Origin of the sequence: Tropicimonas marinistellae (assembly GCF_001509585.1) — a bacterium.
In the GTDB taxonomy this organism is placed as follows: domain Bacteria; phylum Pseudomonadota; class Alphaproteobacteria; order Rhodobacterales; family Rhodobacteraceae; genus Tropicimonas; species Tropicimonas marinistellae.
Genome location: NZ_LNCI01000002.1, coordinates 333468 through 359410 on the forward strand (window position 1 = coordinate 333468; position 25943 = coordinate 359410).

Sequence of the window (25943 nt, forward strand, 5' to 3'; positions counted from 1 at the left end):
GAGAGCGATCCTTGTCCGAACGCAGCCCTTCCATGGGAGGGAAGGTTACCATTCGAACGGTTGCAGAAGACGCCGGTGTATCCGTCGCGGCGGTATCCAAGGTCTTGCGCAACGCCTATGGCGTCAGCGACCAGTTGCGGGCGAAGGTCGAGGCGTCGATCAAGAAACTCGGCTACCGACCCAGCACCGCTGCACGCGGCATGCGCGGACGGACATATGCTATCGGTGTCCTGCTGGTGAACCTCTCGAACCCGTTCCTGCCGATTGTCGTCGGCGGTGTGCAGACGGCCTTGAGATTGGCCAATTACAAGATGCTGGTCGGGATCAGCGAGGCCCAGGCGCATCTGGAACAATCCCTGATCGAGTCCATGATCGACATGCGGATCGATGGGCTGGTGCTGGTGGCGCCGCGACTCACCGGCGAATCCCTGTCGCGGTTCGCGGACCAGGTGCCAATGGTCGTAATCGGGCATCACGAGAACTCTGCGGAAAGATTCGACACCGTGAATTCCAACGACCGGCTCGGGGCGAGGCTGGCAGTGGAGGCGTTGATTGCCGCCGGGCATTCCGATGTTCACATGGTCAGCCTTCCGCATACGAACGGGGAATTCGAGGTCTTCCACAAGCGAGAGGCCGGGTATCTGGATGCAATGCGGTCGGCAGGCCTCGAAAACAGGAGCCGGATCTGCAATTTGCCGGAGGAGGCGGACCCGGAGGATATTTTGCGGCACCTATTGAGCGCTCCCGTTCCGCCGACCGCCGTCTTCTGCTGGAGCGATCTACACGGTGTCGGCCTTCTGAATGCCGCAAAGGTAAAGGGGATTGACGTTCCCGGTCGTCTCGCGATTGCGGGATATGACAACACGCCAGAGGCAGCCTTGCCGCTCATTGGTCTGACAAGCATCGATCAATGCGGCGGCGAACTTGGCAAGCTTTCCGCCGCGACACTACTCAGCAGGATCGCGGGGCGGACCGGGGCGAAACACCATATCGTTGATCCGGTGCTGGTGCAGCGGACGAGCAGTTGAACGGGGCCAACCAGAGGCCCCAAAGGACGTATCGGTCTGCAGTCAACGAGGTCGAACCTAGCCGACAGATACCCGCCTTCCAGTGCTGTCGAACATCCTGTCCACACTTTTGCTGTGGAACGTCGAGGACCTGCTGTCCGCCTCCGTTCCTGTATCGGCCCGAAGCATTTTCAACCAAGAGCGCGACCGAAACCCGCTGCGGAGTTGCCGGCTCGTCCGTGCGACCGCTCTCGCCGAGTGGCGCGGTCTCCATGCGGTATTCGGGGACAGCCACGCGTTCCGATCTGAGACCGGTTCGAAATTGTCCGCGATCCCACTCCCTACCGCTTACTGCTCGTTTTTCGGCGCCGGCGCGGCGTCGTCCGGTTCAATGACCAGCGGATTCTCCTCTTCTTCTCCGCTGGCCAGCGCCGCAGTCTCAGGCGTCGCGACCCGCGCCGAAAGCGTCACATGGAACGCGCCCTTGTCGGCCTCACGAACGGCTGGGCTGCGGTAGATGCGCCAGAGGGTGAAGAGCACCAGCAGCACATGGGCCACGACTGTCGTCAGAAACAGCCCCTGTCTGCCAATAGATGACATCGCCACGCCGGCCACGAGCGGGCCCAGAACCGAGCCGAGCCCGAATACCATGAGCAGGCCACCCGAGACCTGGATCGATGTTCCGAGCGGGGCGTGGTCATTGGCATGGGCGACGATGATGGGGTACATGGCAAAGATCGCCGCGCCGAAAAAGCACGCAAGCGCGAGGTTCGTCCATCGGTCTTCCGGTGCCAGCAAGATGAACGCGAGATCCGCCGCGAGCGCGACCGCGGCCGTGAAGATCAGTACGATGCGGCGGTCCATCCGATCACTTGCATAGCCGATGGGGATTTGCGAAAGCGCGCCCGCCAGAACCGGCAGGCTCGAAAAAAGCGCGATTGCTGTCAGGGTAAGCCCGGCTTGGTCGGCGTATACCGCCGAAAGCGTTCCGAAAGCCGCGTTCGAGATGCCGACGAGGAACACTGCCGCAACTGCGACGGGGGAGTTTGTCCATAGTGCTCTAAGGTCGAGTGAGACCGAGGTGAGCGGAGCTGGAGAAGGCGAGGTCGATAGCGCGGTGGGAATGAGCGCGAGGGAATAGAAGATCCCTCCCAACGCGAAAAACACGAAGCCGGTCGCATCTCCCAACGCGATCGCCATCTGGCCTGCGGTCATCGCGCTGAGGTTGACCATCGAGTAGATCCCGAAAATCGTCCCCCGTGTCTGTGGCGTTGCCCGGTCATTCAGCCACGATTCGACGATCATCGCTGCGCCGGCAAAGCAGAACCCGGATATCGCGCGGCTCGGTATCCAAGCCCAAGTCTCGACAAGCAGCGCTTGGAAGAGGATCGTCACCGAGGCCAGAGCGCACATCGTTCCGAAGGTGCGGATATGTCCGACCAGACCCACGAGACGGGGCGAAAGAATACACCCCATTACGTATCCAACCGCCCAGCCGGTACCAAGCAGGCCGAGCGAACTGGCAGAGAACCCTTCCGCCGAACCACGCACCGGCAGGACCAGACCGTGCATGCCGCCGGCAAACAGCAGCAGAGCCGACCCAAAAAGGAGTGCGCTTACGGGAACCAACTGGGTGATCATCGTTCAATACTCTCCCGACGGGACGCAAGACGGGTACGGCTCTTGGATACGTCCACCTCTGCGGACGGCTACCCCGAAATGCCCAATACGAAAAGTCGTTGGCTCTCCCTTCGCCAACCATTCGGGACAGTACACGCAACCGCCTTCGACGCGATCACCAGAATCCGCCGCTGAAGCAATTCCTCGCACCCCTTTGTCGGCAGTTCTTCGAAATGAACACGAGGATCGTCGCACTCGCAGAGCATGTACCGCAAGTGACTTTTCTGTGGGTCTTTGCATCCGCGGAAACGTGCTCTCGGGTTCCGAGCAGATTGATCGGTGCGCCCGCGTATCCGATTGTTTCAGCGTGTTCACGTCGAACCGCGTGTCCCGACCCAGTCTCATTCAGGATGGGTGCTTCAGGACTACGGTCAATTCCGAGTCATCCTTCACATGCAGATCTCGATGGCCGAACGGTGTTCGGATCCCGTGTTCACGGAACCTGTCCCAGATGGCCACGAGCACGTCGCTGCGAACATTGATGATGCCATTCGTGGGATCGTCAATCCAGAACCGCATCTCCAGATTGACGGTGCTGTCGCTGAACCCCATCAAGCGACAGACCGGCGCTGGGTCCGACAGCACACGCGGATTGGATCTCGCCCCGTCCTCTGCGAGTTGCATCGCGAGGCGCACGTCGGACTCGAAGCAGATGCCGATCGGGGTAAGCAGCCTGAGCCTGTCGTGGTTATACGACCAGTTGACGATCCGTTGCGAAATCAACTCCTCGTTTGGCACCAGCCATTCCGTTCCGTCCCGAGTGGTGAGGGAAACGTAGCGGGCGTTCAGCGCCGTCACCCAGCCAAAGAGTTGCACGTCCCGGTTGGAAGGGTCGCTTAGTTCGAGAACATCGCCGGGCTTGATGGAGCGGTCGAACAGCAGCAGCAAGCCGCTGATCAGGTTGGAAATCGACTTCTGCATGCCAAAGCCGATGCCGACACCGAGCGCGCCGGAGAACAGGGCGAAGGCCGTGAGATCGATGCCTGCACTTGTCAGGGCCACCACGAGGGCCAGGGTGATGAGCCCAAACCGCAGAAGCTTGCCGGTCAGGACCCGGAGAGATGGCGTGAGCCCCTGTGCATTCTGGACTTGAACCTCCAGCAATCGGGAAACCACGAGCGCTATCCACAGGAGAACCGCGAGTTTGACCGAGCCGGTCAGCACGTCGAGCACCGACAGGTGAATGCTCCCGAGCCGGATGCCGATCTGGTCGAGCCAGACGATTGTTGCTTCCAGGAGACCGACGATGTTCAGCGTCGCGATTGCGAAGATCAGAAAAGCGGTGACCCGCGACCAGAAATCGTTGCGGATCAAGCGCGACAGCAAGCGGATCACGATCCACGCAACCAGGAGATTCGCCGAGGTAAGAAGAAGAAGCGTCGGCCAGCCGGCCGTGCTGGCGACGGCGATAGCGGCAAGAACAATGAGAAGAACCAGCGACGGGTAGACAACGGAAAATCCGCCGAAGGTCAGGCCGCGCCAAACCGGGTGCGATGTCTGCAAACTCGCGGCGCGGCGGCGCATCCACGGCCGCAACACATGGGTGCCAAGCACGGCGAGGCCGAAGGACGCGAGCACAGCGCCAATCTGCCAGAGCGTGGACCAGACGAGCACCTCCGACAGCACCCAGAATTCCGCGCGCATCCGCAGGTTCTCCAGGGCGATGACATCGATCAGTCGTTGATAGCTTTCCATGTCGTCCCTTATCGGTATTCTCCTTGGGGAGTATCCGTGCCGTGGCCCGCCGAAATCAATACGGCATCGCCTCCGAGCCCACCGGGTGATCGCGTGTACTTGGGAGCGGTCGGAGGACAACCGCGGGACACGCAGGAGCGGAGGCCATATGGGCACGACTTTCGGCGGCAGATTTCGGAGATGGCGCACGACGGCGCTTTGTAGTTTTGCATTGATAGTTTCGTTCGCCAGCCTGCCCGTGCGGGCCGCTGGCCCTGATCTCAGCCTGATATCGATTGCCACCGGAAATCGCAGCGGTGTCTATTACTTCGCCGGGGGAACAATCTGCGCCCGGATCAACGCCCACCGCTGGCAGCACGGAATTCGGTGTCTAACCCAGGAGACAGGCGGCTCCATAGACAACCTTCGTGCGCTCCGGACTGGTTCGGCGACGTTCGCGATTGTTCAGTCCGACTGGCACCACAATGCGGTGCTCGGCGACGAGAGATTCGAGCCCGTGGGGCCGGACCGGTCCTTGCGATCGGTCTTCGCGATCTACGCGGAAGCCTTAACCGTGGTGGCTGGACGGGAAAGTGGAATTGTGCGCTTCGCGGACCTGGTCGGCAAGCGGGTCAACATGGGACCGCCCGGCTCCGGCGGACGTGCAACAATGGAAGTGGTCATGGATGCCGTTGGTTGGGAGGCAGGGGATTTCCCGGCCCTGTCCAGCCTTGACGCGAGCGACGTCTCGGATGCGCTTTGCGAGGGCGAGATCGATGCCGCGATTTTCACAATCGCCCATCCAAACCTCGCAGTGGAGGATCTGCTGACCTCCTGCGGTGCCCAACTCATTCCCGTCGAAGGTCCGGGCATCACTGGTCTGGTCGCGGAGCGCCCCTATTATTTCGCCTCCACTATCTCCGGAAGCACATATCCCAACCAGCGGGACTCCGTGCCCGTGCTGGCTCTGGCGGCCAGCCTCGTCACCACCGCGCGTACATCGCCGACGGAAGTCTATGAACTGGTCAAGGCCGTGTTCGACGATCTTCCGGGATTTCAGGACGCACACCCCGCTTTCGGCGAGTTTACTGCCGCCCAGATGGTGACCCAGGGCCTGAGCGCTCCACTGCACAGCGGCGCGTTGCGGTATTTCAAAGAGAAAGGCCTGCAATAGTCGGCGCACGGGTAGACCGTGCGCCGCCAGCGGGCATCGCTGGTGTGGGTCCGGGTCAGACCGAAGTGCAGATGTATTTCATCTCCAGGAATTCATCCATCCCGTGCCGGCTGCCTTCCCGGCCGAGACCGGATTGCTTGACGCCCCCGAAGGGCGCGACCTCGGTGGAGATCAGCCCGGTGTTGACCCCGACCATGCCATATTCCAGCGCCTCCGAGACCTTGGTCACCCGCCCGAGATCGCGGGCATAGAAATAGGCGGCAAGGCCGAAGATCGTGTCGTTTGCAAGTTCGATCACCTCCTCGACGGTTTCGAAGCGGAAGAGCGGCGCCAGCGGGCCGAACGTCTCCTCCTGTGCGAAGGCCATCTCGCGGGTTGCTCCGGTTACGATGGTGGGCTGGAAGAAAGTCCCGCCCAGATTGTGGCGGGCGCCCCCGGTTACCACGTTGCCGCCCTTGGCAACTGCGTCGGCAATATGCTCCTCGACCTTCTCCACGGCGGCTTCGTTGATCAGCGGCCCGAGCTGTGCGCCCTCGGAGAACCCGTCGCCAACTTGCATCTTCTCCACTGCGGCCGCGAGCTTCTTGGCAAAAGCATCATAGACGCCGGCCTGCACATAGAGCCGGTTCGCGCAAACGCATGTCTGACCGTTGTTGCGGTATTTCGATATCAGCGCGCCCTCGACCGCCGCATCGAGATCGGCGTCGTCGAAGACAATGAAAGGCGCGTTTCCGCCGAGCTCCATCGAGCATTTCATGACTTGGTCAGCGGCCTGTTTCAACAAGATGCGGCCGACCTCCGTAGAGCCGGTGAAGGTGAGCTTGCGCACCTTCGGATTCTCGCAGAATTCCTTGCCGATATCGGAGGAGCGCGAGGATGGGATCACCGAGAGCACACCCTTGGGAATGCCTGCCCGTTCGGCCAGCACGCCAAGCGCCAGCGCGGAGAGCGGCGTCTCCGCTGCGGGCCGGGCAACGAAGGCGCAGCCGGCGGCGAGGGCGGGGCCGACCTTGCGGGTGATCATCGCGTTGGGGAAGTTCCAGGGCGTGATCGAGGCGGCGACGCCGATCGGCTGGGAGATCACGGTGATGCGCTTGTCGCGCTGGTGCCCGGGGATGGTCTCGCCATAGACCCGCTTGGCCTCCTCGGCGAACCACTCGATGAAGGAGGCACCATAGAGGATCTCGCCCTTCGCCTCGGCATGTGGCTTGCCCTGTTCGGCGGTCAGGATTGTTCCGAGGTCATCCGCATTCTCCACCATCAGGTCGAACCAGCGCCGCAGCACCGCGGCGCGCTCCTTGCCGGTCCAGCTCGCCCAATCCTTCTGAGCGGCATAGGCGGCGTCGATGGCACGGGCGGTCTCGGCGCGACCGAGATCGGCAACTTCGGCGATCACGTCGCCACGGGACGGGTTGGTGACCGCGAAGCTGCGGCCGTCATCTGCGTCGCACCAGTCGCCCGCGAGAAAGGCGCGGGTGGCCAGAAGGCTCGGATCCTTGAGCAGTTCGGTGATCTTGGTGGGCGAGTCGAGCATGGGAGATCCCTTTGGGTTGGGGTGGTCGGAGTGGCCAGCCGCGGCGGGCCAAGATGTCCATGGGCACATTACCGTCAGCCTTCCAGCGGGTTTTCGGCGAGCTCGGCGGCGATGTCGTCGTCGAGCGGGGTGCCAGCGGTGTTCAGGATGAAGCCGAGGGTGGAATAGAAACCGACGGTCGCCATCAGGTCGATTACCCCGGTCGTGCCGAAACGGGCCTCTATCGCCGTCGCCGTGGACGTCGAGAGCCGAGCTTTATCAAAAAGCTCATCGACCGCGGTCGCCAGGAGCGCGTCTTCCGGCTCCATCGTGTTGGGCGCGCGACGTACGGACAGGATCCTTGCATCGGACAGGCCGTATTTCCGCGCCCGTTGAACGTGCTGCTGCCATTCGTAGTCCGAGCCCAGCCGATGACCCGTGCGCAGGATGACGACCTCCAGCATCTCGCGGCCCAGTGCCGAGCGGTTGACGATATGTTCGCGCAGCCCGGCCCATGCCCTGAGCAGGTCGGGGTGATGGGCCATCGTCCGGTAGACGTTCAGCCCACCCGCAAAGCCGGTCAGCAGGTCCGAAACGTCCTGTGGCCAATCGTCGTTCGAGAGCGGGGCGAGGGGGAAGTCTGTCGGCATGGCGGGATGGCTGATCGCTCCTGGAGAATTGTGGGTCTTGGCGACCGGGGCGGTTTCAGTAAGAGAGGTCGAATGGACGGAAACTGTCGGGTTTCGAGCGTTCCCATCTTTGCCGGTAGCCCTGTTCAGCCGGGTGGGTCTCGGCGTCGTTGAGCAGGAATCCCTCGGGCAGGTATGGGTAGATCTCGTCGCCCGTGACCATGTCACGGTCCCGCTCTCGCATCAGCAGGTGGTTCGGCAGGAACTGCGTGGGATGGTCGAGCCCGGCGGCCCCGGTCATCTCGGCAATGGCGTGCAACGTGTTGGCGTGGAAGCGAACCACCCTTTCCGACTTGGTGGGAACATCGAGCGCGCGGGCACGCAGCGGGTCCTGCGTTGCCACGCCGACCGGACAATGGTTGGTGTGGCAGGCCTGGCCCTGGATGCAGCCCACGGCCATCATGAAGCCACGCGCCGAGTTTGCCCAGTCGGCGCCGAGCGCCATCGCCTTCAGGATCTGGAATGACGTAACGAGCTTGCCCGAGGCTCCAAGCCGCAGCTTGTTCCTGAGGCCCGCGCCGCGCAGCGTGTTGTGGGCGAATGTCAGCCCCTCGACCAGTGGCATTCCCAGGTGGTCCGCGAATTCGACAGGCGCGGCGCCGGTGCCGCCCTCCTTGCCGTCGATCACGATATAGTCCGGCACGATGCCGGTTTCGATCATTGCCCGAACCATGCACATGAACTCGCGCCGGTGACCGATGCACAGCTTGAAGCCCACCGGCTTGCCATTCGACAATTCGCGTAGCTGGCCGATGAATTCCATCATCTCGATTGGCGTGGAAAACTCCGGATGTGCCGCCGGCGATATGCAATCGACCCCCATCGGCACGCCGCGCGCCTCGGCGATCTCGGGCGTGATCTTGGCTGCGGGCAACATGCCGCCATGCCCTGGCTTGGCGCCCTGGCTGAGCTTCAACTCGATCATCTTGACCTGCGGCTTGGCGGCCTGGTCGCGGTATCGCACCGGATCGAAGCGCCCCTCCGAGGTCCGGCAGCCGTAGTAGCCGGAGCCGATCTCGTAGATCAGGTCTCCACCACCTTCGATGTGATAGCGGCTGATGCCACCCTCGCCGGTGTCCTGCGCAAAGCCGCCCTTCTTGGCGCCGGTGTTCAGCGCCAGGATGGCGTTGGACGAAAGCGCACCGAAACTCATCGCCGAGATGTTGAAAATCGAAGCGTCATAAGGCTGTTTGCAATCCGGCCCGCCGACGGTGACGCGGAAATCCGAGTTTTCTACTTTTGTCGGCACGGCCGAGTGTGTCAGCCATTCAAAGCCGGAGTCATAGACCCGGCGGCGCGTACCGAAGGGGCGTTTGTCCTCGACACCCTTGGCCCGTTGATAGATCAATGAGCGCTGCTCTCGGGAGAACGGTTCCTCGTCGGCGTCGCTCTCGATGAGATACTGACGGATCTCCGGCCGGAAGCCCTCGAAGACGAACCGCAAATGCCCCATTAACGGATAGTTGCGCAGGATCGCATGGCGCGTTTGCAAGACGTCATGCGTGCCGAGCGCCGCCAGCGCACCGAAGAACAGGAGCGGCAAGGCAAACCAGAGGCTAAAGGCCAATCCCACCAGCGATGCGAGCGCGAGTAGAACCGCGATGGCATATGGCCCGAACCGCTGCATCACGCGGCCCGGGTGGCTGCCTCGATCGCCGGCTCGAGCTTGTCGACCAGTTCGTCGAGTTGGGTGTCCTCGATGATGAAGGGTGGCGCCAGCAGCACGTGGTCGCCCTGACGTCCATCGATTGTCCCGGACATCGGGTAGCAAATGAGTCCAGCCTCGAAGGCCGCCTTCTTGATCTTGCCGGCCACGCCCTTTTTCGGGTCGAAGGGCTGCTTGGTCTCCCGGTCCTGCACCAGTTCGATGCCACGGAAGAGTCCGCGGCCGCGCAGATCTCCGACATGCGGATGCTGGCCGAAGCGCTCGGCGAGGCGCTCGGCGAGCTTGTCGCCCTGTGCCGTGATCCGCGGCAGCAACTCCCGCCCGAGGATCGCGCCGATCACCGCGCGCCCGGCAGCGGCAGCTGTCGGGTGGCCCATATAGGTGTGGCCGTGCTGGAAGAAGCCGGAGCCGTTCTCCAGTGCGTCATAGATCTCCGCGGTGCAGAGCATGGCGCCAATCGGCTGGTAGCCCGCGCCGAGCCCCTTGGCGATACAGGCGATGTCCGGCGAAACTCCGTCCTGCTCACAGGCGAAGAGCGTGCCGGTGCGGCCCATGCCGCACATCACCTCGTCGAGGATCAGCAGGATGCCGTACTGGTCGCAGATCTCGCGGATGCGCTTGAAATAGCCGGGGGCAGGGGTGAGCGCCCCCGCGGTGGCGCCGACAACCGGCTCGGCCATGAACCCCATGACGTTTTCCGGTCCGAGGCGTAGGATCTCCGCCTCCAGCGCGTCGGCGGCGCGACGGCCATAGTCCTCGAGGCTTTCGCCATCGAGGCGCAGCCGGTATTCATAGCACGGGTCGATATGGCTCATGTCCAGGAGCAGCGGTCCGAACTGCGCACGGCGCCACTCGTTGCCGCCTGCGCTCAGGGCACCGATCGTGTTGCCGTGATAGCTCTGCTTGCGGGCGATCAGTTTGCCGCGCTGCGGCTCACCCATTTCGACCCAGTATTGCCGGGCGAGTTTGATCGCCGCCTCGGTCGCTTCCGAGCCGCCCGACACGAGATAGACGCGGTCGAGCCCGGAGGGCGCATTGGCGACCAGCAGGTCGGCGAGTTCCTCGGCGGGCTGGGAGGTGAAGAACCCGGTATGCGCGAAAGCCAGCGCGTCGAGCTGTTCCTTGATCGCGCCGATGATCTCGGGATCTCCGTGGCCAAGGCAAGAGACGGCCGCGCCGCCAGAGGCGTCCAGGTATCGCTTGCCCGACGAGTCGATAAGGTAACACCCCTCGCCGCCAACGGCGAGCGGCGGCAACTGGCGCGTGTGGCGGGGAAAAATATGTGACAACGGGCACCCTCCTCAGTGTAGCCGGCGCGATGACACGCCGTTTCTGAATACCACTCACGAGGCTTTCTACAAAACCCGGCGCGGAGCTTCTCCACGCCGGGTCGACGACGGAGTCCTACTCGGCCGCGTGGCTGATCTCTCCGGCGATGGCATCGGCCAGTGCGGCTTCGAAGATTGTCATGCCTTCCTCGATGATCGCGTCCGAAGCCGTCAGCGGCACCATGATCCGCACCGCATTGCCGTCCATCCCGCAGGAAAGCAGGATCAGGCCCCGGTCGAGGGCACGCGAGATCACGGACTTGGTGAAGGCCGCATCGGGCGTGGCGGTCTCGAAATCCGTCACGAACTCCACCGCGAGCATCGCTCCGATCCCGCGGATATCCCACATACGGTAAGGGGCCACGCGGGCACCGATCTCGGAGAAACGGGCGCGCAGGGACTCGCCGAGAGCGGTGGACCGCGCCAGGAGGCCCTCCGTCTCGATGGCTTCGATTGCAGCAAGCGCGGCGGCACAGGCCACCGGGTTGCCGCCATAGGTGCCGCCGAGTCCACCCGGCTCAAGTGCGTCCATGACCTCGGCCCGGCCAATGACGCCGGCAATCGGATAGCCGCCGGCCAGGCTCTTGGCCACGGTAATGAGATCCGGCGCGACACCGGAATGCTCGATCGCGAACCAGGTGCCGGTACGGCCGAATCCGGCCTGGATCTCGTCGGAGATCAGCAGAATGCCGTGGCGGTCGCAGATGGCCCGCAGCGCCTGCCAGAGCTCAACCGGCACCGGATGGTAGCCGCCTTCGCCGAGAACCGGCTCAAGGATGATTGCGGCAACCCGGTCGGGCTGTGCGTCGGTCTTGAAGAGCATCTCCAGGGCTCGGATCGAGTCCTCGACAGTGACCTGCTCCCGCGTGCTCGGGAAAGGAACACGATAGATATCGGCGGGGAAGGGGCCGACATCCTTCTTGTATGGGTTCACCTTGCCGGTCAGGCCGAGCGTGAGAAGCGTCCGGCCATGGTAGCCAGCCGAGAAGGCGATGATTCCGGGCCGCCCGGTGGCAGCGCGGGCGATCTTCACTGCGTTTTCAACCGCCTCCGCGCCGGTCGTTACCAGCAGGGACTTCTTGGCGAAGTCGCCCGGGGCCAAGGCATTCAGCTTCTCGGAAAGCGCAACATAGGGCTCATACGGAACGACCTGGAAGGAGGTGTGCGTAAACCGGTCCTCCTGCGCCTTGGCCGCATCGACGATCTTGGGATGCCGGTGACCGGTGTTCAACACCGCGATGCCGCCGGCAAAGTCGATATATCGCTTGCCCTCGACATCCCAGAGTTCGGCATTTTCGGCCCTGTCGGCAAAGACTGGGGCGGCCGAGGCGACGCCGCGGGCAACCGCCGCGTCGCGGCGTTTCAAGAGATCGGCGTTGGTGCGTTTATCGGCGGAAACGGCGGCCGCCTGTTTCGACGCGTTCTTGCGGCCCGTTGCCGGACGGGCGGTCCGAGCCTTGGCGCGGGTCTTCCCGGATTGCTTGGAGGCAGTCATGCTCGTGCTTCCTTCTCTTGCAGGACGATCAGTATTTTTAAGTCGGGGTTAATATTATTGTCAATCCGATTTCGTTCGAACTTTGGGCTTCATCGCCTGCATTGCGAAGAAACTGAGCGGATTATGGCTGAGATGGCCTCTAGAAAAAATGTCTTGACGGTTGCCTCTCCGTTGCGCTTAATTTTTCAATCTGTTGATGAATGGAGTGTGGGGCGCGTGGACATTGGCGGCCGCCTGAAGGAGATGCGAGAGGAGCGGGGGCTGTCGCAAAGAGACCTTGCCGCTCGGGCGGGCCTCACCAATGGGGCGATCTCGCTGATCGAACAAAACAAGTCGAGCCCGTCGGTTGCCTCGTTAAAGCGGCTTCTGGATGCAATCCCCATGACCCTGTCGGAGTTCTTTTCAGAGGTGGAGGACACGCCGGCGCCCAAGTATTTTTTTACCAAGGATGAGTTTGTCGAACTCTCGCCGCAGGAAATCGGCCTTGGAGGCGACGCGTTGCGAGTCTCGCTCCGGCAACTCGGCGATGCGTCTCGGCATGCACTGCAGGTCCTGCACGAGACCTATCCGCCGGGGTCCGATACCGGCCCGGAACTGATTACCCACGAGGCTGAGGAGGCCGGAATCGTGGTGGAAGGAATTATTGAAGTAACCGTTGGCGACGAAATCCGTGTGCTAAATCCTGGCGACGGATATCTGTTCGACAGTCGGATTCCGCACAGGTTTCGCAATGTTTTCGATGGACCTTGCGTGATCGTCAGCGCATGTACGCCGCCGAGCTTTTAGACCCCGGTTGGGTAGCGATCGGAACGGTGTCGCAAATTGGCGTGGTTTTGTCGCTTGCGGGATAAATGTTGCGATACGGGATCAAGGTGTTAGCCTTGACGCTTACTGAGAGCGTGAAAGCGCCGATTATCATTTGTGACAGAAAAGTTCTGTATCAGGGAGAAAGCAATGAAGAAACTTAATGCACTTGTCGCAACTGCGGCCCTCGCGGTCACAGCGACGAGCGTCGCGGCACAGGAGCGGTTCATCACGATCGGCACTGGCGGGCAAACGGGCGTGTATTTCGTCGTCGGCCAGTCGATCTGCCGCCTGGTGAACCGCGGCACCGCCGAGCACAACCTCAAATGCACCGCGCCTTCGACCGGCGGTTCCATCGCCAATATCAATGCCATCTCGGCCGGTGACATGGATATGGGCGTGGCGCAGTCCGACTGGCAATTCCACGCGTTCAACGGCACATCTGAATTCGAGGGCAAGCAGTTCGACAAGCTTCGCGCCGTGTTCTCGGTGCATGGCGAGCCCTTCACTGTCGTCGCACGCAAGGACAGCGGCGCGGCGAATTTCGAAGATCTCTTTGGCAAGCGCGTGAATGTCGGCAACCCTGGCTCCGGTCAGCGTGCGACGATGGACGTGGTGCTGAGCGCCTTGGGCAAGTCCGATGCAGACTTCTCCCTTGCTTCGGAACTGAAGCCGGCCGAGCAATCCGCGGCACTTGGCGACAACAAGGTCGACGCGATCATCTATACCGTGGGCCATCCCAATGGCTCGATCCAGGAAGCTACGTCGACTGTCGATGCCGTCATCCTTCCGGTGACGGGCGAGGCGATTGACAAACTCGTCGACGAAAACCCCTATTATGCCAAGGCCGTGATCCCCGGCGGAATGTACAAGGGCACGGACAACGACGTGGATACCTTTGGCGTCAAGGCCACTTTCGTGACCTCGGCGGACGTTCCGGACGATGTCGTCTACACGGTGGTCAAGGCCGTCTTCGACAATTTCGATCGTTTCAAGGGCCTACACCCGGCGTTCGCAGACCTCGCTGAGGCCGACATGATCTCCGCCGGTCTCAGCGCGCCGCTGCATCCCGGAGCCGAGCAATACTACCGCGAACGCGGCTGGATCCAGTGACACTGGCCCAATGACATGACAACGGGCGGCCCGTCACGCGATGCCCGGGCCGCCGGATTTCACGGAACAGCGGATCCCGTGCGGCGACAAGTTTCGCCGGGATTCGGGCATATGGGGGCAAGCGCATGAGCGACGACAAGCAATTCGAGGCCGCGGCCGTCGAACAGGCGGCAGCGGGCCATGCGGGGCTGAGCCAGAACGAACTCGACGAACTGGTAGCCTCCGCCGACACGGGCGGGCGGTCCCCGTCTGCCGCGGTCGCGCGGCTGATCATGATTACGGCCATCGTCTGGTCGCTGTTCCAGCTCTGGATCGCAAGCCCAATCCCGTTCATGGTCGGGTTCGGTGTCTTCAACGACACCGAGGCGCGCTCGATCCACCTCGCATTCGCACTGTTCCTCGCCTATGCCGCTTACCCAGCGGCCCGCACCAATGTGCAACTCGCACTCGCGGTGGGCGTGCCGGCGCTGTTGACAGTCCTGTTCATGTTTGGCGCCAAGGAGGGAACACCGATCTGGTGGATCCCGATCATTGGCGTCGCCGTGATAGCGGCGATCCTCCTGGGGTCTCCCAAGGATCGGGTGCCACCTTGGGAATGGGCGCTGGCCATTGTTGGCGCGGCATCCTCGCTCTACCTCTATTTCGCTTATGACGCCATCGCGCAGCGTGTCGGCGCGCCGATCCTCGTCGACTTCGTGGTCGCTGTCGCGGGCTTGCTCATCTTGCTCGAGGCCACCCGCCGGGCCCTCGGTCCTGCGCTGATGATCGTCGCGACGGTCTTTCTCGTGTACACCTTCCTCGGCCCGCACATGCCGAGCATTATCGCGCACAAGGGCAACAACCTTTCCGAGGTCGTGAACCACCAATGGATCACCACCGAAGGCGTGTTTGGCATCGCGCTCGGCGTCTCGACCTCCTTCGTCTTTCTTTTCGTGCTCTTCGGCTCGCTGCTCGACAAGGCAGGTGCCGGCAACTACTTCATCCAGGTCGCTTTCTCACTCATGGGCCATATGCGCGGGGGGCCCGCCAAGGCCGCTGTCGTCTCCTCGGCGATGACCGGCCTGATCTCCGGCTCCTCAATTGCCAACGTGGTAACCACCGGCACATTCACCATCCCACTGATGAAGAAGGTCGGCTTCTCGGCCGAGAAGGCCGGCGCGGTCGAAGTGGCCTCCTCGGTCAATGGCCAGATCATGCCGCCGGTGATGGGCGCCGCGGCCTTCCTGATGGTCGAATACGTGGGCATCCCCTATTTCGACGTGGTCAAGCACGCCTTCGTGCCGGCCGTCATTTCCTACATTGCGCTGGTCTACATCGTTCACCTCGAGGCCATGAAGGCCAAGATGGAGGGGCTGCCGCGGGCCTATGAGCCCAAACCCCTCGTCGCATGGCTGATCTCGCTTGCCTTCACCATCGCGGTGATCTGCGCGCTCTCCTTCGCGGTCTATTTCGGCATGGGCTGGATCCGGCCCGTCTTCGGTGCAGCGGCTGGCTACGTGATCTTCGGGATGTTGACCGCCGTCTACGTGGCGCTTCTCTTTGTCGCCTGCCGCGAGGAGCGGCTGCACATGGACGATCCCAACGCGCCGGTGACTGCGCTGCCGTTGCCAGGTCCCACGATCCGCGCGGGTCTGCACTTCTTGCTGCCTGTCGTGGTCCTGGTATGGGCACTGATGGTGGACCGCCTGAGCCCCGGTCTCTCGGCCTTCTGGGCTGCGTCCTTCATGATCTTCATCCTGATCACCCAACGCCCGCTGGAAGCGATCTTCCGCGGCGAGGGCAACTTCGGGGGCGCCGTGAGCCACGGTATCCGCGAACTCATCGAGGGGCTGGAGGCCGGTGCGCGCAATATGATCGGCATCGGTATCGCCACGGCCACCGCGGGTATCATTGTCGGTGCCGTCAGCCAGACAGGTGTCGGATCGGCATTGGCCGATGTGGTCGAGGTGCTTTCGCGCGGGAATATCATGGCGATATTGCTGCTTACGGCCGTGCTATCGCTGATCCTCGGCATGGGTCTTCCGACGACAGCCAACTACATCGTGGTGTCGGCGCTGCTTGCGCCGGTCATCGTCACGCTGGGCCAGCAAAACGGGCTGATCGTGCCGTTGATCGCCGTCCACCTCTTCGTGTTCTACTTCGGCATCATGGCGGATGTGACGCCCCCCGTGGGGCTCGCTTCCTTCGCGGCGGCAGCCGTTTCGGGTGGAGATCCAATCCGTACCGGGGTGGTGGCTTTCTTCTACTCCCTGCGCACGGCGGCACTGCCTTTCCTCTTCATCTTCAACACCGAATTGCTTCTGATCGACGTGAACTGGGCGCAGGGGATATTCGTCTTCATTGTCGCGACTGTGGCGATGCTGCTCTTTGCGGCGGCGACACAGGGCTGGTTCCTGACCCGCAACCGGGCATATGAAACAATCGCTTTGCTGCTCATCGCCTTCACCCTGTTCCGCCCGGGATTCTGGATGGACATGGTGGTGCCGCCCTACGACAACCGGCCCCCTGCCGAACTTGAACAGGCGATGGCGGATACAGATCCGGGCCAGGATCTGCGGCTGACCGTGAGCGGGTTGAACGCCGTTGGTGATCCCGTCACGTTCACTGCCCTGGTGCCTGTTCCGGAGGGAGAATCCGGGGCCGACAGGCTCTTCACATCCGGCATCGAGGCGGTCGAGCGGGACGGAAAGGTAATCATCGACAATGTCGCCTTCGACAGCCCGGCGCAGAAGGCGGGTCTCGACTGGGACCAGGAGATTGTCGAGGTGCTTGCGCCGTCGAGCCAGCCCCCGAAATATCTGATGTACCTGCCTGCGCTGCTCTTGCTGGCAGGCGTCGTGTTGTTGCAGAGGCGGCGGGCGACCCCGCAGCTGGCAAGCGCCTGAAGGGAGACCCGTGATGTTTGACAATGTTCTTCTTCCGATCGACCTGAACCATCCCGAGTCCTGGGAGAAGGCTCTGCCGATGGCGCTGAAGCTCTGCGGGGCAACCGGAACGCTGCACCTTCTCGGGATCGTCCACGACCTCGGCGCCGCGATGGTCGCGTCTTTCCTTCCAAAGGACTTCGAAGAGAAGGCGCTGCGCCAGATGATGGAGAACCTCGAGACCTTCAAGGACGAGCACGTCCCGGCAGGCGCCAGAGCCGAGGTGCATGTCGAACATGGCCATGTTCCGGAGCACCTGCTCACCGCCGCCAAACACCTGAATGCCGATCTGATCGTGATGGCCTCGCATGAGCCGAACGACTTACGGTCATTCCTCGTGGGCTCCTATGCCGACAAGGTAGTCCACCACTCGCCAATCCCTGTGTTGGTCGTGCGTTGATGCTGGTTGGCCCGGTCTGCCGGACTGACGCCAATCCTGCCGGAGAAAACTGGGGGGAGACAACTATCCAACTGGAGAAACGATACTTATGACTCCTTTCGCCATTGCCGGTGTGCAGATGCATGTCGCGGCGCTTCATTCAAACGTCGAGGCGATGCGCCACCGGATCGAGGTTCTGATGGCGCGCTTTCCCTGGACCCAGATGGTTCTGTTTTCGGAGCTTGCGCCCTACGGTCCACTCGATCGCTACGCCCAACCGTTTCCCAACGAGGCGTTGGAGATCTTCCAGCAGGACGCGCGCCGCTACGGCATATGGCTGATCCCGGGGTCGATGTTCGAGAAACGCGAGGACGGCCGGATCTACAACACCTCCGTCGTGATCAATCCCGAGGGCGAGATCGTTGCGAAGTACTCCAAGATGTTTCCATTCAGGCCGTACGAGACCGGCATTACCGCCGGGACCGAATTCTGCGTGTTCGATGTGCCGGATGTGGGCCGTTTCGGGTTGTCGATCTGCTACGACATCTGGTTCCCGGAAACCACGCGTCAGCTGACCAGCCAGGGGGTCGAGGTTTTGCTCCACCCCGTGCTCACTGGAACCACCGACCGCGACGCTGAACTTGCCATCGCACGCGCGACGGCGGCGCAGTTCCAGTGCTATGTTTTCGATGTCAACGGGTTGGCGGCCGGCGGCGTGGGGCGCTCGCTGGTGGTGGATCCGGCGGCGACGGTGCTGCATCAGTCTGCCGGGCAGGAGGACATGTTCCCCATCGAGGTCGACCTTGATCAGGTGCGGCGACAACGGGAGACAGGGATCAAAGGTCTCGGCCAGGTCCTGAAGAGTTTCCGCGATCGTGATGCAGACTTCACCATCTACGACCGGGCGAGCGGTGCCGACGCTTATCTCAATACGCTGGGACCGCTGGAAACCCCGCGCCAGGGCTCGGCGGCAGGATTGCGGGCGACGGATCCAAGGACCGCGCTCGGTTATCACGAGGAGCCGGACAAATCGCCGATGAACTTCTCCGTCTTCCACGGAAAGACGGGGTCGGACTGAGGAGCGCGCCGCGGGGGAGGAGAGCGCCGCGGCGCATCAGGGAGGAGGGGCAAAATGAACATGCAGTCAGGGGAGCAGAAGCTTCCCTCGATCCGGGACTATTACAGTGCGACGCAGCTTCGTGCCGACAGGTGGAGTGCGCTGCGGGAAGTTTGTGAGGGTCTGAACCGTTCCGGCGTATCAGGACGGCAAGGAAAGAAGCTCTTGTCCAATGCAGATGAGCTACTGCAGGCCCTCGCTCCGATCGAGACGTACTGGGCGTTTCCCGGCGCATCCGCCTTCGAACACCTGAGGCGCCTGCTCGCGCAGGAAAACACGTCGGACCTCTCGTTGGCAGTTCGCCGGATTGCGCGGGCGCTGGCCTCGGGCGCGTACCGGCGGCGCACCATACCCCTGAACTCCTCCGAAATCGACAGCGAGGACTATGAGGACGAGGCTTCGCTTGCCCCCGAGGCCCGCGCCCTCGGCCGACCGTATTTCGAGGTCCTTATCGTCGACGACGTACCCGAACAGCAGGAGCGGTTTCTGCGTATGAGCCTGCAGCGCATGCGCCGTGCCGAGGACCCATTCATCTACGAGCCTGTGGTGGTCCCGTCACTGGAAGACGCGCTGCTCGGAATCCTGTTTAACCACAACGTCCAGGCGGTCGTGGTTCGCCCCGGGTTGAGCCTCAAGTCCAAGAACGAACTGCCGATTCTCAACCGATACCTTTCGCATCTGAGCGAGGACGAGGAAGTCGACTCCCTGCAGCCCTATGAATACGGCCCGGAAGCGTGTCGGCTAATCGCGACGATCCGTCCGGAGCTTGACGCCTATCTGGTGACGGATCGGTCAGCAGAAGACATCGCCGGGCTCGACCTCGGCCGTTGCCGCCGTGTCTTCTACAACCAGGAGGATTTCCTCGAGCTCCACCTCAATATCCTTCGGGGCGTGAATCGACGCTACAAGACCCCGTTCTTCACGGCATTGAAGGAGTATTCCAAGCAGCCAACGGGCGTTTTCCACGCCATGCCGATCAGCCGCGGCAAGTCGATCACCCGGTCGCACTGGATTCAGGACATGGGTGCCTTCTACGGCCCGAACATCTTCCTCGCCGAGACATCGGCCACCTCGGGCGGGCTAGACAGCCTGCTGGAGCCCAAGGGGCCGATCAAGGAAGCGCAGGACATGGCGGCCCGCGCTTTTGGTGCAAAACAGACGTTCTTCGCCACCAACGGAACGTCAACCTGCAACAAGATCGTCGTGCAAGCCCTTGTGAAGCCGGGTGATATCGTTCTGGTCGACCGGGATTGCCACAAGTCGCATCACTACGGCATGGTGCTCTCGGGCGCCCGCGTGGTCTACATGGACAGCTATCCGCTGCACGAGTACTCGATGTACGGCGCGGTGCCGATGCACGAGATCAAGCACAACCTGCTCAAGCTCAAGGCCGAGGGGAAGCTCGACAAGGTGCGTATGGTGCTGCTCACCAACTGTACCTTCGACGGGCTGGTCTACAATGTTCAGCGCGTCATGGAAGAATGCCTGGCGATCAAGAGGGACCTCATCTTCTTGTGGGATGAGGCGTGGTTCGGCTTCGCACATTTCGCGCCAATCTACCGGCAGCGAACGGCGATGGGCGTCGCGAACACCTTGCGAGAGACCCTTCGCACGCCGGAAGCTGCCAAGGCATGGAGCGATCAGCAAGAAGCGCTGAAGGACGCCGACCAGGAAACCATGCTCAATACCCGGTTGGTGCCCCCGCCAGATGCTCGTGTGCGGGTTTACGCGACCCAATCGACGCACAAGACTCTGACGTCATTGCGGCAAGGGTCGATGATCCATGTGAACGACCAGGACTTCAAAGGCGAGATCGAAGCAGGCTTCCACGAAGCCTACATGACCCACACCTCGACCTCTCCGAACTACCAGATCATCGCCTCGCTCGACGTCGGTCGGCGACAGGTCGAACTGGAGGGGTTTGAGCTTGTTCAGCGCCAGGTAGAGAGCGCGATGGCCATCCGACGTGCGGTGGCGACCCACCCGATGCTGCAGAAGTATTTCACGCTTCTGTCGGTCGGAGACATGATCCCCGAGCAATTCCGGGAAAGCGGTGTCGAAGTCTACTACGATGCCAAGCTTGGCTGGACGGATACTTGGGAGACCTGGCACACGGACGAATTCGTGCTCGATCCAACCCGCGTCACGCTCGCGGTTGGAGGAACCGGTTGGGATGGCGACACATTCAAGACCAAGATCCTGATGGACAAATACGGGATCCAGATCAACAAGACCTCCCGAAACACGGTCCTATTCATGACCAATATCGGCACGACCAGATCTTCGGTTGCCTACCTGATCGAGGTCCTGGTGGAGATTGCCAACGAACTCGATGACCTTCTCGATGACGCATCGAAGATGGAGCGGCGCTCTTTTGAGAACCGCGTCGCGGGGCTGGTTGAGCATGTGCCGCCGCTACCGGATTTCAGCCGGTTCCACGAGGCGTTCCGGTCCGACGGTGATACGCCCGAGGGCGATATCCGCAGCGCCTTCTTCCTCGCCTATACCGAGGAGAACTGCGACTACCTTCCGATTGATGACCGACTCATGGAGCGTCTCGAGGCGGGCGAGGAACTGGTCTCGGCAAGTTTCGTAATTCCATACCCGCCCGGCTTCCCCATTCTCGTTCCGGGGCAGGTGATCAGTCCGGAGATCCTCTCGTTCATGCGCGCACTCGACGTTTCCGAAATCCACGGCTTCCGGGCCGATCTCGGGCTGCGCGTCTTCACCGCAGACGCGCTCGCGTCGTTGAAGAAATAGCCTCGACAGGGAGCAAGGACCATGCCCAAGAAGACACTGAAAAACATCTCGGAGATCCGTCGGCATTTCCATACGAATTCCGACCCGATTTATTTCGTCTCCGCAACAAACTTCAACCTGCTCGGTCTCGACGAATGGGTGAAGAACTTCAAATACATATGCTACATGGACTGTTTTGACGGGCGGCACCCGAACGTTTTCGTTCCGTCAGAGTTGCCGCATGACGAGTTCCAGTCGATCGAGGACATCAACAACTACCTTCTCCAGCACAAGGAGGTGATTGACTACGTGAAGGCGCGCGGTGGCGAACCGAAGTTTGCCTTCCTGATGTTCGACGAGACGACCGAGAAGCTCGTCAAGGAACTCGGCGGCGAAGTGTGGTTCCCCAAGGCCAAGCTGCGCACGGCCATGGACAACAAGATCGAGACGGTCCGCGTCGGCAACAAGGCCAAGGTGCCCTCTGTTCCCAACACGCTGTCCAAGGTCGAGAGCTACGACCAGCTGAAGAAACTCTGTGAGAAGGCGGACTTGGGCAACGACCTCGTGCTGCAGTCCGCGTTCGGAGATTCCGGCCACACCACGTTCTTCATCAAGTCGGAGGCTGATTTCCGCAAGCACGAACACGAGATCGTCGGCGAGGGCGAGATCAAGGTCATGAAACGGATCGACTGCCGCGGATCGGCGATCGAGGCCTGCGCGACCTCGCAGGGCACCATCGTTGGACCGTTGATGACCGAGCTCGTCGGCTTCAAGGAACTGACGCCCTATCGGGGCGGTTGGTGCGGCAACGAGATCTTCTCCACCGCCTTCCCGCCGAAAACCCGGCAGAAGGCGCGCGAGCTGACCTTCCAGTTCGGTGAACAACTCCGAAAGGAAGGCTACCGCGGCTATTTCGAACTGGACTTCCTGATCGACAAGAAGACCGGCGACATCTGGCTGGGAGAGCTCAATCCGCGCATCACTGGCGCAAGCTCGATGACCAACCACGCGGCCTTCGCCCATGCCGACGCGCCGCTCTTCCTCTTCCACCTGCTGGAGTTTTCCAAGAAGCCCTTCAAGTTCGATGTTGAGGAGTTGAACGCCCGCTGGGCCGACCCCGACATGATCGACAGTTGGAGCCAGATGGTGATCAAGCACACCGAAGACAGCGTCGACATCGTCACTCAGGCACCGCAATCCGGGATCTATCGAATGCTCCCTGATGGCCAGGTCGTATTCGACCGGTTCGATTACCACCGGCGGGCCGTCGAGACCGAGGATGAGGCCTTCTTCCTGCGCATCCTCCAGCCCGGTGACTACCGGTACGAAGGGGCGGATCTGGGCATTCTGGTCACGCGTGGTCGTTCGATGACGCCCGGCTTCAAGCTCACCGAGAAGTCGAAGAATTGGATCGCCGGGATCAAGAACGCCTTCGCCGCGCGCCCGCTCCCGTCACCGGAGGCATTCGAAGATCCGGCCTACAAGATCATGTAGCAAGAGCCGCTGCCGCGGCGGATGGCTTTGCCTTGCGCTCCGCCGCGTTTCCGGTCAGGTGGGGCCATGACGGTTCAATTTCGCGCCTTCGAGGAAGATGACCCCGGCCAGAAGTGGTCGGGGCTCTTTGCCGAATACTGGCCGGCCTACCGGGCCTGGTGGTCGCGAGAGGGGCTAACCGCCCGGCCGACCTACCGGGAATGTCACAATGCGATCAAGCGTTGGATGCCGGAGATCATTGATATCTATGAAGAACTTTGCGAACTGGCGGGTGGCGGAGATGCTGAAGCGCGATTCCTGAGCTTTTTCTGCCCGCCGCGCTATCTCGCCGGATGCAGCCAGGCGATCTGGCCCGGCGACCAGCCCTTGCTGGTGCGAAATTACGATTACGATCCGAGCGCCTTCGATGCCATTCTGATGAAAACGGCTTGGCAGGGTCGCGGCGTGATCGGCACGTCCGATGGCCTCTTCGGTTTGGTCGACGGGATGAACGATCAAGGCCTCGCCCTCTCGCTGACTTTTGGTGGCCGCCGTGCAGTCGGCGAGGGGTTCGGTGTGCCGCTGATCCTTCGATACGTCCTGCAAACCTGCGCGACCGCCAAAGAGGCAGGCGAAATTCTCCAACGTGTGCCCTGCCACATGAGCTACAACGTCACGGTTCTCGACGCCGAACGCCGGTTCCTGACGGCCTACCTTGCGCCCGACAGACCGACGCTTCTGACCAATGTCCCGGTCGCGACAAACCACCAGGAACGCGTCGAGTGGGCCAGCCATGCGCGACTGACCGCTACGGTGGAGCGCGAGCGATACCTGTTGCAACGCCTGTCGCTTCACCCTGAGACGGAGGCGCGCTTCTTGCATAATTTCTTGCAACCGCCGCTTTACTCGACTGCCTTTGGCTCAGGTTTTGGTACCCTGTACACGGCGGCATATTGGCCAAGGCAAGGCACGATGAAGTTGCTTTGGCCGCACTATACCTGGAAGTTCGGCTTCGAGAGCTTTGACGATGCAGCGGTTTCGATCTCTTATCCGGGAGCGCCCGTGTCGAGAGTCACGCCTTGAGGGAAGCAACCGCCGAGGTCACGTCAGAGCAGCTTTGAGTGCGACGTTAGAGGCGGCACGCATCGTGGAATACGGCATGGCGCTCGGCGCGTGGTAGGCAGTCCAAGGTACCCCGGTATCCATGACATCCGGCGACAGAACGGCCACGGGCACGCCCATTGAGGTCAGCACTTCGTGCAGAGCCTCGCCGCAATAGACAGACAGCGCCTTCGTATGCCTCCGTTGGGCGCAACGGCACGCGTTCAGGACGACGTCGCCACCCGAATTCGATGAATGCGTTGTCGCAGCGCATGTTCAGAGAAACCGCGTCTCCAAGCATTCTGTGTACCGTAGGAAATCCTGAGATCTGGGTTCCCTGAACGACCTAGCGAAGGAAAAAAGTACTTCTGAGCAATGATATCCACTAAAGATGTACAGTACCGGAGCGTGTCGGTTTCAGCCCTTGCGCTATCGGTACAAGGGGGGCCTAGAAGGATGTTCATTTTCGCATTGCTTGAAGGTCATTCGGGTCTGTCGACCCGCCGTTTCGCAATACGGGGATTGGTTGCGATGACCCTTGCGGGGGCAGTTCAGTCGCCGGCCATTGCGCAGATGCTGGTTGGCGATGGCACCATTCCGTGCGGCGTTCCATACGTCGTCGAAAGCGGCGATACGCTCAGCCGAATTGCAGAACGAGCCTACGGCGACCCACAGCTATTCGGGTTCCTGGCTGACGCGAATTGGGATGCACTGGGCGGCAATATCGAGAGCATCTCGGTGGGAAATTCGCTCGATATCCCCTGCGTTGATGTGAGCGGGCAAGTGATGACAGCAGAACAGACTGCTGAGATGGCGGCCAATGTCGAGGCGGCCGTCGCGGTCGAGGGGCTTCTGGAGCCGTCAGAACTCGACGCATTGTTCGGACCGGTTGCGCTCTTTCCCGATCAGGTCCTGACACCGACACTGGTGGCGACGACCTTTCCGCTCGACGTTGTGAAGGCTGCACGTTTTGTGGAGGAGGCGGAAGCCCTGTCAGACCAGGAGCGCGCGGCTCAAGCCGTCGACCAACCCTGGGACGATAGTGTCCGCGAACTCGCCGCTGGCTTCCCGGACCTCGTGATCCGGATGAGCGAACATGTCGACTGGACCGAACAGGCGGGGGAAGCCGTGGTCGCGCAGACCGACGACGTTCTCGCTTCGATCCAGCGGTTGCGGGCTAAGGCGATCGAGAATGGGTATCTCGTCGACAATGAGGCCCAGGAGGTTGCGCAGGACGGCGACACAATCGTGATCAACCCAGCCACGCCCGGCATCGTCTATGTCCCGGTCTACGATAGTCAGGTCGTCTACACGACGCCTGTCGTCGGCCCACCGATATACCACTATGACTACATCCACGATGACGACGACTGGGACAACGTGATCATCGGCGGAGGCATCTTCCTGGGAGCCGCCATTATTCTAGATGAAATCTTCGACGACGATGACTGGGATGGATGGGACATCGATGACGAGATCGACTGGGATCGGGGTGATATCACAATCGACCGCGGTGACATCAACATCGACCGCGGTGACATCAACATCGGCGACGGCGACCGACCCCGGGTTGGCGACGGTGAGCGGCCCAGAATTGGCGACGGGGACCGCGTGAGCATCGGAGACAGCGACCGACCGCAGGTCGATCGGGGTGATCTTGAAACCATCAGGGACAATGCCGGCGACCGGCCAAACATCGGGACGTCGCCGGCAAATCGCGTGCCAATCTCGACCGACGCGAGCCGGGAGGTCGCGCGGAAGAAGATCGAGACCAGGAAGACGAGTGGCATGAAACCTGCAAACCTGCCGGCGTCTCGCCTCGAAACCGCCCGGCCATCCGCGGCAAGATCGCGCGCAGTGTCTCAGCCCGCAGCGTCTGCGCGGTCCGCTCCCATTGCAAAACCGAGCACACATCGCGCCCCGGCGGCACGGGCGCCAAGTCGGTCGAACACCTTCAACAGGCCGTCGGGCGGCAATCGCGCGGCCGCGGCGGCCAATCGAGGCAGGGCAAGTGCGGGAGGACGCCCGCGAGGCGGCGGCGGACGTGGCGGTGGCGGGAGGCGCTGA

18 protein-coding genes are annotated in these 25943 nt (G+C 61.9%); 11 read left to right on the forward strand and 7 right to left on the reverse strand.

Annotation, left to right across the window (positions count from 1 at the left end; translation table 11 throughout):
• Window positions 1-11: 11 nt before the first annotated feature.
• The gene (locus ARC39_RS04900) at window positions 12-1028 is read left to right on the forward strand and encodes a LacI family DNA-binding transcriptional regulator (RefSeq protein ID WP_201455714.1); all 1017 of its coding nucleotides are present in this window, start codon (window positions 12-14) and stop codon (window positions 1026-1028) included.
• 327 nt (window positions 1029-1355) lie between these two features.
• Here the strand turns inward: ARC39_RS04900 and ARC39_RS04905 are convergent, their stop codons facing one another.
• Both ARC39_RS04905 and ARC39_RS04910 read right to left on the reverse strand, forming a co-directional pair.
• The gene (locus ARC39_RS04905) at window positions 1356-2648 is read right to left on the reverse strand and encodes an MFS transporter (RefSeq protein ID WP_068110895.1); all 1293 of its coding nucleotides are present in this window, start codon (window positions 2646-2648) and stop codon (window positions 1356-1358) included.
• A gap of 384 nt (window positions 2649-3032) precedes the next feature.
• Complete coding sequence (locus ARC39_RS04910) at window positions 3033-4382, reverse strand: mechanosensitive ion channel family protein (RefSeq protein WP_068110898.1); 1350 nt, start codon at window positions 4380-4382, stop codon at window positions 3033-3035.
• A 148-nt stretch (window positions 4383-4530) separates the two neighbouring features.
• Between ARC39_RS04910 and ARC39_RS04915 the strand changes: the two genes are divergently transcribed.
• The gene (locus tag ARC39_RS04915; protein WP_068110901.1) at window positions 4531-5535 is read left to right on the forward strand and encodes a TAXI family TRAP transporter solute-binding subunit; all 1005 of its coding nucleotides are present in this window, start codon (window positions 4531-4533) and stop codon (window positions 5533-5535) included.
• Window positions 5536-5590: 55 nt separating this feature from the next.
• Here the strand turns inward: ARC39_RS04915 and ARC39_RS04920 are convergent, their stop codons facing one another.
• The 5 genes from ARC39_RS04920 to gabT form a co-directional block, all read right to left on the reverse strand.
• Complete coding sequence (locus ARC39_RS04920) at window positions 5591-7069, reverse strand: NAD-dependent succinate-semialdehyde dehydrogenase (RefSeq protein WP_068110903.1); 1479 nt, start codon at window positions 7067-7069, stop codon at window positions 5591-5593.
• Between the two features lie 74 nt (window positions 7070-7143).
• Window positions 7144-7698 carry a carboxymuconolactone decarboxylase family protein gene (locus ARC39_RS04925; RefSeq protein ID WP_068110907.1) on the reverse strand — a complete coding sequence of 185 codons (555 nt, stop codon included), beginning with the start codon at window positions 7696-7698 and terminating at the stop codon, window positions 7144-7146.
• 55 nt (window positions 7699-7753) lie between these two features.
• Window positions 7754-9364: an FMN-binding glutamate synthase family protein gene (locus ARC39_RS04930; RefSeq protein WP_068110909.1), complete on the reverse strand. Its 1611-nt coding sequence runs from the start codon at window positions 9362-9364 to the stop codon at window positions 7754-7756.
• Window positions 9364-10692: an aspartate aminotransferase family protein gene (locus tag ARC39_RS04935; RefSeq protein ID WP_068110914.1), complete on the reverse strand. Its 1329-nt coding sequence runs from the start codon at window positions 10690-10692 to the stop codon at window positions 9364-9366. The genes ARC39_RS04930 and ARC39_RS04935 overlap by 1 nt, the downstream gene beginning before the upstream one ends.
• Window positions 10693-10807: 115 nt before the next feature.
• The gene (gene gabT / locus ARC39_RS04940) at window positions 10808-12226 is read right to left on the reverse strand and encodes a 4-aminobutyrate--2-oxoglutarate transaminase (RefSeq protein WP_078059080.1); all 1419 of its coding nucleotides are present in this window, start codon (window positions 12224-12226) and stop codon (window positions 10808-10810) included.
• Window positions 12227-12349: 123 nt separating this feature from the next.
• Between gabT and ARC39_RS04945 the strand changes: the two genes are divergently transcribed.
• The 9 genes from ARC39_RS04945 (at window position 12350) to ARC39_RS04985 (ending at window position 25943) form a co-directional block, all read left to right on the forward strand.
• Entirely contained in the window at window positions 12350-13012 is a 663-nt protein-coding gene (locus tag ARC39_RS04945) for a cupin domain-containing protein (protein ID WP_368085967.1), read from the forward strand.
• Window positions 13013-13180: 168 nt separating this feature from the next.
• A complete protein-coding gene (locus tag ARC39_RS04950; RefSeq protein ID WP_068110916.1) occupies window positions 13181-14143 on the forward strand; it encodes a TAXI family TRAP transporter solute-binding subunit in 963 nt (320 codons plus the stop codon).
• A gap of 125 nt (window positions 14144-14268) precedes the next feature.
• Window positions 14269-17028 (forward strand): TRAP transporter permease, encoded by a 2760-nt coding sequence (locus tag ARC39_RS04955; protein ID WP_068110917.1) that lies wholly within the window; start codon window positions 14269-14271, stop codon window positions 17026-17028.
• Window positions 17029-17041: 13 nt separating this feature from the next.
• Complete coding sequence (locus tag ARC39_RS04960) at window positions 17042-17467, forward strand: universal stress protein (RefSeq protein ID WP_068110920.1); 426 nt, start codon at window positions 17042-17044, stop codon at window positions 17465-17467.
• 88 nt (window positions 17468-17555) lie between these two features.
• Window positions 17556-18524, forward strand: a complete 969-nt coding sequence (locus tag ARC39_RS04965) for a carbon-nitrogen hydrolase family protein (RefSeq protein WP_068110923.1) — start codon at window positions 17556-17558, stop codon at window positions 18522-18524.
• Window positions 18525-18578: 54 nt separating this feature from the next.
• A complete protein-coding gene (locus ARC39_RS04970; protein WP_068110926.1) occupies window positions 18579-21323 on the forward strand; it encodes an aminotransferase class I/II-fold pyridoxal phosphate-dependent enzyme in 2745 nt (914 codons plus the stop codon).
• 21 nt (window positions 21324-21344) lie between these two features.
• Window positions 21345-22796: a biotin carboxylase gene (locus ARC39_RS04975; protein WP_068110930.1), complete on the forward strand. Its 1452-nt coding sequence runs from the start codon at window positions 21345-21347 to the stop codon at window positions 22794-22796.
• Between the two features lie 66 nt (window positions 22797-22862).
• The gene (locus ARC39_RS04980) at window positions 22863-23858 is read left to right on the forward strand and encodes a C45 family autoproteolytic acyltransferase/hydrolase (RefSeq protein WP_068110933.1); all 996 of its coding nucleotides are present in this window, start codon (window positions 22863-22865) and stop codon (window positions 23856-23858) included.
• Between the two features lie 549 nt (window positions 23859-24407).
• Window positions 24408-25943: a DUF3300 domain-containing protein gene (locus tag ARC39_RS04985; RefSeq protein ID WP_161470933.1), complete on the forward strand. Its 1536-nt coding sequence runs from the start codon at window positions 24408-24410 to the stop codon at window positions 25941-25943.